This window comes from Flavobacteriales bacterium (assembly GCA_016700415.1).
GTDB lineage: Bacteria > Bacteroidota > Bacteroidia > Flavobacteriales_F > PHOS-HE28 > PHOS-HE28.
The window spans coordinates 426,298-436,847 of sequence record CP065018.1 but is presented as its reverse complement, the minus strand read 5'-3'; the positions used below and the strand labels follow the sequence as shown (position 1 = coordinate 436,847).

The following is a 10,550-nucleotide window of genomic DNA, read 5'->3' as shown; positions in this document are numbered from 1 at the left end:
CGGCCCGGTGGCCGACAACCATGAGCGGGGCGGGTTCTCGAATAGACGCGCCCGGCACAGCTGTTCGAGAACCCGCCCCTAAGAGCAAATGTCATTCCGGGCCCCGACCCGGGATCACAATAGGACGTGCTTATAATTACTGCGGACGCCAGCGACTGCGCAAGGCATAATACCAATTCGTCATACAGATCCATCCGATCAACCCGCTCTTTCCGCCCATGCTTCTCCAGAAAATAGTTCCGCTATGGCTATGCAACAATTTTCTGTATCGCTTGGCCAGAAAATAGCTTCGCGGCTGTAGTCGCATCTGTATGACGAAATGGTATAACCGCGCTGGACAAGGTTATTCGAGCGGTTTCTTCTCCTCCTGCCATATGGCCTTTTTGCTGGCCTGTTCGATCGCCTTCATGTCGGGGCCAAGTATAGTTGCACTGCTCACCGAGCACGAAATATCCCAATGCTTACCAGAGCGGACCACTTCCCACCTCGATCCGGCCAAGGCAAGATGATCACCGCCATGGTCGACCGATGTGCGTGACCGGCCGCTGCGGTCGGCCGGAGCAGCCTTCAGCTTCCCGAGTCATCGGGTTCCGTGACGCTGCCACGGCTCTCCAGCAGCGCTGGTACGTGGGTGCTCCATCCTACGCACCCGAGGGAAAAAACCTGTGCGAGGTTCAATGCGCCACCATGACCATCCGCGCCCATTTTTGAGCACCGCCATCATTGCCTCGCAGCACATAGCTGCCCTCGGCCAGATCGGCCACATTTATGGTGAGCGTCGGCTCCGTGCCCGGCCATGTGAACGTGCCCACCTTGTTGCCTACCGCATCCATCATGTCCACCGTGAACGTGGGCTTGGAACGGTCGTCGGAACGCAGTTGGAAGCTGGACGATGCTGGCTGGGGATATACCGCCGGAATGAGCCCTCCTGTCTCGTGTACCCCGGAAATGATGACCTGTATGGTGTCCGACATCAGCAGACATGCCCCGCCGAAGTTCGCACGGACCTGATAAGCGCCATTTGCCTGCGGCACGTAGCTCTGACCGGTGGCACCGCTCACAGCAAAACCGTTAAGCACCCACTGCCAACCGATAGCGGCCGTGCTGGTCAAGGTTTCCCCGTCAAAGCTGATCACCGGGTCCGGCATCGGGCAGGGGTCCACGATCTTCTTTACGTTGTTGTTCTCCACATCGGCCACGTACATCTCACCCGCACTATCCTCGCCAAAAGCAGCATATCCGAAGTTTGAGGTCAGTAAGAGCGTATCCAAGTCGTAGTTTTCACCGAAGGTCAGGAAATCACCGTTGCAGTAGTCGGTAAAAATGTACTTCCCGTAGAGGTGCGGAAAGCTGGGACCTCGATAGACGTAGCCACCGATCACAGAACACCACCCTTCCGTGGTGTGGTTGAATACCGCTACCGGTTCCACGAAGGGTGCCGCTGCCGCACAACCGGATTGACTGACCCCTGGAGTGGGCACCAGCCCTTCACGGCAGCGCCAGCCGAAGTTGGGGCCACTGTTGTCGCCCGCTGGCCAAAAATCCACCTCTTCCCACGCATTCTGGCCCACATCGCCGATCCACATATCACCCGTGAGCCGGTCAAAACCATAACGCCAGGGATTTCGGAGTCCCTTGGCCCAGAGCTCCGGGAGGGTATCCTGCGTGCTCACCCATGGATTGTCCGGAGGAACAGCATAAGTGGAATCATGCTGGGAAACGTCGATCCGGATCATACTGGCAAGCGCAGTACTAAAATTCTGTCCATTGCCCTGTGGATCATCCCCGCTCCCACCATCACCAAAGCCGCAATAGAGATAACCATCCGGTCCGAACTGTAGACATCCGCCATTGTGATTGGTGAAGGGCTGGGCGAGGGTGTACAGGACCGTCTCGCTCGTGGCATCCGCCACATTCGGGTCAGTGCTCACATGGAACCGGGAGATCCGGCTGGTACCGTTCCCACTTCCAAAAATGTAGTACACGTAGAAATAGCCGTTAGTGGCATATTCGGGGTCGAAAGCCAAGCCGAGCAGCCCTTGCTCATTGCCATTGCTGTTCACCGCTGATGTGATGTTAAGGAAAGGGGTCGACATGACCTGCATGCTGTCGGTGATGATCTTGATGATCCCTCCCTGTTGCACCACGAACAGGCGATCGTCGCCCGCATTCGCTAACCAAACCGGTCTGTTAAGACCGGTGGCCCAGTTGTGCAAGGCGATACGAACAGGGTTCAATTGGGCCGATAACAGCATCGGCAATGTCAGTGTCAGGGCGAGTAGGGTTCTCTTCATGATGATACTCCGTAATTCTGGTCGGGGCGGTCCGAAAGTACGGAAACTGACAAAGATCATTTTACTGGTGGCCGGGGAGGGCGATCACAACAAAGCACCGCCCCCCCGAAGGAACGGGGTCCAGGCCGGGCCGCCAACGCTACATTTGCGGCCCTTTCCGCACATGGGCCAGCACGAAGAAATAGCCAAACGGCGCACGTTCGCCATCATCAGCCACCCCGATGCCGGCAAGACCACGCTGACGGAGAAATTCCTGCTCTACGGCGGTGCGATCCAGACCGCCGGAGCGGTAAAGAGCAACAAGATCCGCAAGGGCGCCACCAGCGATTTCATGGAGATCGAGCGGCAACGCGGGATCTCCGTGAGCACGTCCGTGATGACCTTCGCCTACGAGGGCACGCTGATGAACCTGCTCGACACCCCCGGCCACAAGGACTTCGCCGAGGACACATACCGGACGCTCACCGCCGTGGACAGCGTGGTGCTGGTGATCGATTCCACGAAGGGCGTGGAAGCGCAGACCGAGCGGCTGATGGAGGTGTGCCGCATGCGCAACACGCCGGTGATCATCTTCATCAACAAGCTGGATCTGGAGGGGCGCGACCCCTTTTCACTGCTTGATGAACTGGAGGAGAAGCTCTCGATCAGGGTGCGGCCCCTGAGCTGGCCCATCGGCGTTGGCGCCACCTTCCAAGGGGTGTACGACCTGTACGACCACGACCTCAGAATATTCGAGGCCAGTAAGACCAAGAAGGAGATCGCCAGTACACAGTTCAAGGACCTCGCCGATCCCCGCTTGGACGCGCTATTGGGCAGCGAACCCGCCACCGAGCTCCGCAATGACATTGAATTGGTGAACGGCGTGTATGACCCATTGGACCTGGAAGCCTACCGGCGCGGCGAGTTGGCACCGGTCTTCTTCGGCAGCGCCTTCAACAACTTCGGCGTGCGGGAAGTGCTGGACACCTTCGTCCGCATCGCGCCTCCGCCCGGCCCGCGGGAGACCGACCAGGGAAAGGTCGACCCGGAGGCCAAGGAATTCAGCGGTTTCATCTTCAAGATCCACGCGAACCTCGACCCCAACCACCGGGACCGGGTGGCCTTCCTTCGCATCTGTTCAGGCCACTTCAAGCGGAACACCTTCTACCAGAACGTCCGCTCGGGGAAGTCGCTGCGGTTCGCCAACCCGACCGCCTTCCTCGCCGCCCAGAAATCCTTGGTGGAAGAGGCGTGGCCCGGAGATGTGATCGGGCTATTCGACACCGGTAATTTCAAGATCGGCGACACCCTCACCGAGGGGTCGACGTTCAACTTCCGCGGTATCCCCTCCTTCTCCCCGGAGCTGTTCCGGGAGTTGGTGAACCTGGACCCCATGCGCAGCAAGCAGTTGGACAAAGGCATCCGCCAGCTCACCGAGGAAGGCGTGGCGCAGCTCTTCACCCAACAGCCCGGCAACAAGAAGATCGTTGGTTGCGTGGGCGAACTGCAGTTCGAGGTGATCCGCTACCGGCTGGAGCACGAGTACGGTGCCGAGTGCTCCTTCCAGGCCATACAGGCGCACAAGGCCTGTTGGCTCACGAGCAGCGATCCCGCAGCGCTCCGGGAATTCATCCGGATCAAGAATAACCAAGTGGTATACGACAAGGACGAGAACCCGGTCTTCATGGCACCGTCAGCGTATATGCTGGAACTGGAAGAGCGGAACAACCCCGAGATCGAATTCCACTTGACGAACGAATTCAAGACGCTCCAAGCCTGATCATAGGGATCCGGTCCCGCCTGGCCATAGCCCGGCCGGGAAAGCGTCAAATGATCGTTAATGGTGGCGGGGCGGATGCTCCCCCCTCTATTTTTGACTCCCATGTTGAAGAACATCCTCCTACTGGCGCTCGCTGCAACGTCGTGCATGTCCCAAGCGCAGGACAAGCGGCGCCTGCAATTCTCCATTGACGGTACGGCCCACGATACGTTGTACCTCGCCAATTACTTCGGCAACAAACTCTATTACTCGGACACCACCGTGGCCAATGCCAAGGGTGTCAGCGTCTTTGAAAGACCCAATGGCTACAAGGCGGGGGTCTATGCCTTAGTAGTTCCCGGCCCGAAATACTTCGAGTTCATCGTGAACGAGCCCGTGATCGAAATGAAGAGCGATACCGGTGCTTTGAACGAGCACCTCGTGGTGCAGCGCTCCGACGAGAACAAGCTGTTCCAGGCTTACGTGCTTTTCCTCGGTGCTAAAAAGGCCGAGGCCGATGAAGTGAGCAAATTGAGGGAGGCCACCGAGGACCCCATCGCAAAGGCGGGCTTCAAGGACAAGTTGAAGAAATTGGAGACCGAGATCACTGACTACCAGAAGAAGCTGGTGGCGGAAAACCCGGGGACCTACGTGGCCAGCATCGTGAAGATGAGCATCGCGCCGGAACAGACCGAGGTGCGCAAACCCGACGGCACGTTGGACAGTGCTGCCACCTACTACGGTTACCGGGCGCACTTCTGGGACAACACCGACCTGAAAGACCCACGGAACATGCGCACGCCGGTGTTCCAGAACAAGTTCGACGAATACATCGGCAAAGTGGTGCCGCAGATCCCGGACACCATCAACAAATGCGCTGACGACCTGATCCGCCGGATGGACGATGGCGGCGACCTCTTCAAGTTCGCGGTGAACGGCATCACGTACAAGTACGAGACCAGCGACATCATGGGCATGGACGCGGTGTTCGTACACATGGCCCAGACCTACTACTGCCCCAGCGACGGGAGCAAGAGCCGCGCGACCTGGATGGACAAGGAGAAGCTGGACAAGCTCTGCGAGCGCGCCCGCAAGGAAGCACCGCTGATCATCGGCGCGAAAGGCAAGGATATCATCCTGACGGACACCACCGAGCAGAACTGGATCAGCTACTACAAGATGCCACAGAAGTATGTGCTGATCATCTTCTGGGACCCGCATTGTGGCCACTGCAAAAAGGTCCTGCCCAAGCTGCATGAGGACTGGAAGGCGAAGTTGAAGCCGTTGGACGTGGGCGCCTTCTCCGTCGCCAAAGCGACGGACAGCACACTCTTCGCCGACTGGAGGAAATTCATCAAGGAGAACGACTTGGACTGGACGAACGTGGGCCTCACTTGGCACGTCTTCGCCGAGGCCAAGGTCGCGTCCTACAAGTTCATCCCCCAGTTCACCACCATCGAAAGCCTGAACTACGCAGAGACTTGGGACGTGTACAGCACCCCGAAGTTCTTCCTGATGGACAAGGACCGGAAGATCGTGGGCAAGCAGCTTGACGTGGACCAGATGGTGGAGCTGATCAAGTCCCTGAACAAGCGGGAGGCGGAGATGAAATGAGACCGCGGATAGTCGCCTTGGAGGTTTCCGTTGAAATGAGGAAACCGCAGATCGACGCAGATGCGACCTTCGGTCGAATACCGTCCGAATTGGACCTTTGATCTCAGCAGAAGTTCCCGCATTGCGTGGAATGGTAGCCTACAGCCTTGCCAATCGCTGACGTAGCAGGTGGTCCGCTAATACCAAGCAGGCCATGGCCTCCACGATGGGCACGGCACGTGGGACCACACAGGGATCGTGCCTCCCTTTTCCCTCCAAGATCACCGCGTTGCCTTGGCGGTCCACGCTGGCTTGATCGCGCATCAGGGTGCTCACCGGCTTGAAGGCGATGTCGAACAGGATGTCCTCGCCATTGCTTATGCCGCCCTGCATGCCACCGCTCCAGTTGGTGGCTGTGCCGATACTTGATCCCTTGGCAACGTAGGCGTCGTTGTGCTGCGAGCCGCGCATTGCGATGGAATCGAAGCCACTGCCGAACTGCACACCCTTCACGGCGTTGATGCTGAACATGGCCTTGCCGAGATCAGCGTGGAGCTTGTCGAAAACGGGTTCTCCCAGCCCGGCAGGAACACCTCGCGCCACGCAGGTGATGCGGCCGCCCAACGTATCGCCTTCGCCCCTCACCTGCTCGATCAAGGCCGTCATGCGCTTTGCCGTTTCCGGATCCGGACAGCGGACATCGCTCGCGTAGGTGTTCTCCAGCGCGAGTTCAGCAGAAGGCTTCGTGAGCCGCACCTCCCCCACTTGGCTCACCCAGCCCTGCACGCTGACCCCGGCCGTGGCCAACAACTGCCGCGCGATCGCGCCAGCCGCCACGCGCACGGCCGTTTCCCGCGCGCTGGCTCTTCCGCCCCCGCGATGGTCGCGGATACCGAACTTCTGTTCCCAGGTCAGGTCGGCATGACCGGGGCGGTAGGTGTCTTTCAGGTGATCGTAGTCCCCGCTTTTCGCGTCCTTGTTGCGGATGATGAAGCCGATGGGCGTCCCCAACGTCACGCCGTCCAGAATACCACTGAGGAATTCCACTTGGTCCTCTTCGTTGCGCGCGGTGCCCAAGGGCGTGCTGCCGGGGCGTCGGCGGTCCAACTCTTGTTGTATGGCTTCGAGGTCCAACTTCAGCCCAGCGGGGCAACCTTCCACCACGCCACCGATGGCCGCGCCGTGGCTTTCACCGAAGCTTACAAGCTGAAATGCCTTTCCGAAGTTGCTACCGGCCATGGTTGCGAAAGTAAAGAGACAAACACTCATCCTTCTTCCATACGCTTCCTTTGCACCCCAACTCCAACTCCCCATGCCGACCGAAGCCCAAGTACTCAGCCACATGATGGACCGCACTCGCGAATGGACGCGGTACTACCTCAGTGGACTGAAAAGCCAGGATCCGCACCGTCGCTTCGATTGTGACGGCAAAGAACTGAACACGGTGTTCTGGTTGGTAGCGCACATGGCCACCTCGCAGAACGGTCTCCTGCTCGCCGCAGCAGGCGGCCCTTTCGAAAAATTCTGGTGGGCAAAGCATTTCACCTTGGGCGCGCCCGGCCTTCCACCTGAAGAATGCCCGACCTATGAGGAGGTGTGGGAGACCTTCAAGTCCGTGCATCAGAAGGCCATTGCCCATATTGCCACCTTGAACGAGGATCAATTGAATGCGCCGAACCCCACCAAACTCGCCATCGGCACCACGGTCCGCGATGTGATCACCCATGCGATCCGCCACGAGGGCGGGCACAGCGGCCAATTGGCCTGGCTGTGCAAGTTGTACGGCGTTAAGATGGTCTGAGCATGCCCGGTCCCGTGTGCGAGGACGGCTCATTGAATGAAGCCGCCATAGTGCTTCTGCATGCCGTTACCGGTGTGGATGAAGAACTGCTGCACGCGGTCCGCATCCGGCCTTCACGCTCCAATTGGCTCCATGCGCCGTGGTACAGTTACCATCGCGGCGGCGCGATCACCGTGGGCCGCACCATCTGGTTCACCCGGATCTGGTCCGAGCCATACGGCCTCGGTGATGGATCCTTGCGGTCCTTGTGGAAATGGCTTGTACACCTTGCGCATGAGGTCGGTCATCTTCCGCAGGCGGAACGCTTTGGCCGGAGCTTCTTTGCCAAAGCGCGCTACGTATCGGCCTTCGCTTGGCAATATGCCTCACGTGCCCTGCTCTTCCGCCGACCGGTCCACGACGGAAGTGAACTGGAACGGGAAGCGGACCTCGGCCGGCAAGTGCTCCTCCAAATGATCGGTGTTGCTGCCGAACAGCATCCGGTGGTGATCGCCGTACATCAAGACGATGTACGTAGCGTGCATGAATGGTGCGCTATGCAGGCTGGCCCCATCGCAACGGCGACGGAGGAATACCGAAGGCGGAACCTTGTTTAGCGGGCGATCACTACGTGGGTTGTGGTGCCGTCCACGTTGGACCGGAGCGTATACAACCCTGGCGCCAAGTTGCTCACATCCACCGTCCTTGTGGTCCGGGAACTCTGGGGAAGAGTACGCACAACGCTACCATCGGCACCGACCAATTCCAACGTTCCCAGTGATGCACCTTCGAGATGGAGCACGGTGCTGGCGGGATTGGGCCAGGCCCGCAACGGATCAGATCCGTTCCCCGGCGCAATGCCCGTGGTGATGTCATCGGGTTGATAAAAGAAGCGCACCACCGTGTTGACACCACCCACGGAAGTGACCTGCAGCACAGGCTCGTCCATGCCTTGTGCGATCCACTTGTACTCGATCGTCTCCGGTTCCGGGATGGCGAAACCGATGTTGAACTGTTCGATGTACACAGTGTCCGTGCGCTCGATCCGCGACTTTACGCGCAGCACTTCGAAGGTGTCGGCAGGCAGGATCAGCGTGCCCCAGCCGTCCACCTCGTTGCGCCGCATCTGATCCTGGCCGTAAAACCCGAGCGTGGGCACGCTGATCTGGTAGTGGCTCGCGGAGCTGTCCTGATCGCCGAAGTTCAGCGGGAAGCGGTAGATCCAGTCCACAGGCGTGCGCTGCACCGAGGTGGGCAGGCCGTTCACATTGGCACCGAAGCCCACATCGCGGTATCCGGCCGAATTGGACTTGAAGTAGTTGAACACGTTGCTGATGGAGAACCCTTGTATCCCAATAGACGGCCCCCGCATCGCAAAGTCCGCCTTGTTCTCCGGGTATACGAACGAGTTATTGAAGAAGAACTGGTAGAGGATCGGTGTGCTGCCCACGGTGACCATGGTATCCGCAGCTTCGGCGTTGGGGACCAAGGCACTGAAGTCCCACAGGTGCGAAGGCCCCGTGTCCGCCATGTCCGCCGTGGTAATGGTGTTCCGGTAGCGCACGGTGTCCCCGGCGGAAGGCATATCGGCCGGGCCGATGGTGATCTGTGCGGAGGCGGTGACACCAAGGAAAACCGGGATCATGAAAAGCGGACGGGAAATGTGCTTCATGGGGCCAAATTACCACGGGATGATGTGTTCCTGATCTCACCCGTCCACCGGTCGGATCAGATCCCATTCGAGTTGATCAAGTATTGAGCGCGATCCTTGGCACGGGATCCGCAGTCCGCCACCGTTACCTTTGGACCGATGCGCCATACCCTTCTTTTCCTTCTTTTTACCTTTTCGCTCACCGCTTTCGGACAATCCGACAAGGGCCGCAGGCTGGTGCAGTTCAGCGGTGTCGTGGTCACGGGCGACAGCTTGGAACCGGTGCCCTTCACCAGCATCATCACCAAGGGCAGCTACCGGGGCACCATCAGTGATGTCTACGGCTACTTCAGCTTCGTGGCGCAGGCCGGTGACACTTTGGAGTTCGCGGCGGTGGGCTTCAAACGCGGCAACTACATGATCCCCGATTCGCTGAAGGAGAACAAGTATTCCATGATCCATGTGCTCTTTCCGGACACGGTGATGCTGCGGCCCTTGGACGTGTACCCGTGGCCCAGCCGGGAGCAGTTCCGCGAGGCTTTTTTAGCGTTGGACGTCTCGGATGATGAGTATCAGCGCGTGTTGAAGCACCTCAATTCCGCCGAGGCCATCCAGCGCATGGAGAACCTTCCGCCCGACCCCGGGCTTGCCGCGCACTACCAGGCCTCGTTGGACAATACGCGCATCTACAACCAAGGCATGGCGCCGAGCATCAACCTGTTCAACCCGATAGCGTGGGCGCAGTTCGTGCAAGCTTGGAAGGCCGGGAGTTTCAAGAAGAAGCCGTAGTTGGCCCATCAGGGACCACGCTTTCTGCCGATCTCCCAAGGCCTGATAAGCCATGAGTGATCGGGGATAAATGTCACCGGGCACCTTCAGGATCCAAGTAGCTTTGCTGGTATGAGATCGATCATCGCCCCGCTGGTATTGGCCATCGTTGCTACCGCAGGATGCGGGACGCCCTTTTCGGATGCGGAAGAGAAAGCAGCATTGGAGCAAGGTGCTACACTCGCCGATGCCTCGTTCAAGGCTCTCAGCTACCGCCTTCAGCAGGCGATGAAGGAAGGCGGACCCGCCCACGCGGTGGATTTCTGCTCGCTCAACGCGCTTTCCATCGTGGACTCGCTGTCGAATGCCCATGGTGCACACATCCGCCGCACCAGCGACCGGGTGCGCGCCCCGCATGACAAACCAAATGCCGAGGAAGCCCGGATCATGCAGGCCATGTTGGCGGAATGGGAAGCTGGGGGAAAAGAACCGAATATTCCGGCCCGTGCGATGGAACACGGGGACAGCGTCGCCTTCTACGCGCCCATCTTCATCAGTTCACCGGCCTGCCTGAAGTGCCACGGCGATCCCGACGGCAGCGTGGACGCTTCCGCCTTAGGCATGATCGAGGAGCGCTATCCGGATGACCGGGCTACGGGATACGAGCTCGGGGATCTGCGGGGCATGTGGAGCATCCGTTGGGCCCGCTGACGGCATAGGTCCCGA

The 10,550-nt window shown here is 59.3% G+C and carries 9 protein-coding genes; 6 read left to right on the top strand and 3 right to left on the bottom strand.

Annotation, left to right across the window (positions count from 1 at the left end):
- Window positions 1–674 precede the first annotated feature (674 nt).
- On the bottom strand, window positions 675–2,294 hold the full coding sequence (locus IPP95_01835) for a PQQ-dependent sugar dehydrogenase (protein ID QQS72993.1): 1,620 nt from the start codon (window positions 2,292–2,294) through the stop codon (window positions 675–677).
- Window positions 2,295–2,457: 163 nt separating this feature from the next.
- Here IPP95_01835 and IPP95_01830 point away from each other — a divergent pair, with 163 nt between their 5' ends.
- Both IPP95_01830 and IPP95_01825 read left to right on the top strand, forming a co-directional pair.
- The gene (locus tag IPP95_01830; GenBank protein QQS72992.1) at window positions 2,458–4,053 is read left to right on the top strand and encodes a peptide chain release factor 3; all 1,596 of its coding nucleotides are present in this window, start codon (window positions 2,458–2,460) and stop codon (window positions 4,051–4,053) included.
- Window positions 4,054–4,155: 102 nt separating this feature from the next.
- Window positions 4,156–5,646: a DUF5106 domain-containing protein gene (locus tag IPP95_01825; protein QQS72991.1), complete on the top strand. Its 1,491-nt coding sequence runs from the start codon at window positions 4,156–4,158 to the stop codon at window positions 5,644–5,646.
- A 138-nt stretch (window positions 5,647–5,784) separates the two neighbouring features.
- On the opposite strand, the gene aroC is transcribed toward IPP95_01825, so the two are convergent.
- Window positions 5,785–6,864, bottom strand: a complete 1,080-nt coding sequence (gene aroC, locus IPP95_01820) for a chorismate synthase (protein QQS72990.1) — start codon at window positions 6,862–6,864, stop codon at window positions 5,785–5,787.
- Between the two features lie 73 nt (window positions 6,865–6,937).
- Here aroC and IPP95_01815 point away from each other — a divergent pair, with 73 nt between their 5' ends.
- Together IPP95_01815 and IPP95_01810 are read left to right on the top strand one after the other, a co-directional pair.
- The gene (locus IPP95_01815; GenBank protein ID QQS72989.1) at window positions 6,938–7,426 is read left to right on the top strand and encodes a DinB family protein; all 489 of its coding nucleotides are present in this window, start codon (window positions 6,938–6,940) and stop codon (window positions 7,424–7,426) included.
- Between the two features lie 2 nt (window positions 7,427–7,428).
- Window positions 7,429–8,022: a hypothetical protein gene (locus tag IPP95_01810; protein QQS72988.1), complete on the top strand. Its 594-nt coding sequence runs from the start codon at window positions 7,429–7,431 to the stop codon at window positions 8,020–8,022.
- Here IPP95_01810 and IPP95_01805 read toward each other — a convergent pair.
- Complete coding sequence (locus IPP95_01805; protein QQS72987.1) at window positions 8,019–9,077, bottom strand: T9SS type A sorting domain-containing protein; 1,059 nt, start codon at window positions 9,075–9,077, stop codon at window positions 8,019–8,021. The two genes, IPP95_01810 and IPP95_01805, sit on opposite strands and share 4 nt — an antisense overlap.
- Window positions 9,078–9,215: 138 nt before the next feature.
- Here IPP95_01805 and IPP95_01800 point away from each other — a divergent pair, with 138 nt between their 5' ends.
- Window positions 9,216–9,845, top strand: coding sequence for a carboxypeptidase-like regulatory domain-containing protein (locus tag IPP95_01800; GenBank protein ID QQS72986.1), 630 nt, complete (start codon window positions 9,216–9,218; stop codon window positions 9,843–9,845).
- 111 nt (window positions 9,846–9,956) lie between these two features.
- The gene (locus IPP95_01795; GenBank protein QQS72985.1) at window positions 9,957–10,535 is read left to right on the top strand and encodes a DUF3365 domain-containing protein; all 579 of its coding nucleotides are present in this window, start codon (window positions 9,957–9,959) and stop codon (window positions 10,533–10,535) included.
- The last annotated feature ends 15 nt before the right edge of the window (window positions 10,536–10,550 follow it).

Bases quoted from the DNA above. Each gene is read 5' to 3' on its own strand.
- IPP95_01825 (QQS72991.1), top strand. From the start codon at position 4,156: ATGTTGAAGAACATCCTCCTACTGGCGCTCGCTGCAACGTCGTGCATG.
- IPP95_01815 (QQS72989.1), top strand. From the start codon at position 6,938: ATGCCGACCGAAGCCCAAGTACTCAGCCACATGATGGACCGCACTCGC.
- IPP95_01805 (QQS72987.1), bottom strand. From the start codon at position 9,077: ATGAAGCACATTTCCCGTCCGCTTTTCATGATCCCGGTTTTCCTTGGT.
- IPP95_01835 (QQS72993.1), bottom strand. From the start codon at position 2,294: ATGAAGAGAACCCTACTCGCCCTGACACTGACATTGCCGATGCTGTTA.
- aroC (QQS72990.1), bottom strand. From the start codon at position 6,864: ATGGCCGGTAGCAACTTCGGAAAGGCATTTCAGCTTGTAAGCTTCGGT.
- IPP95_01830 (QQS72992.1), top strand. From the start codon at position 2,458: ATGGGCCAGCACGAAGAAATAGCCAAACGGCGCACGTTCGCCATCATC.
- IPP95_01800 (QQS72986.1), top strand. From the start codon at position 9,216: ATGCGCCATACCCTTCTTTTCCTTCTTTTTACCTTTTCGCTCACCGCT.
- IPP95_01795 (QQS72985.1), top strand. From the start codon at position 9,957: ATGAGATCGATCATCGCCCCGCTGGTATTGGCCATCGTTGCTACCGCA.
- IPP95_01810 (QQS72988.1), top strand. From the start codon at position 7,429: ATGCCCGGTCCCGTGTGCGAGGACGGCTCATTGAATGAAGCCGCCATA.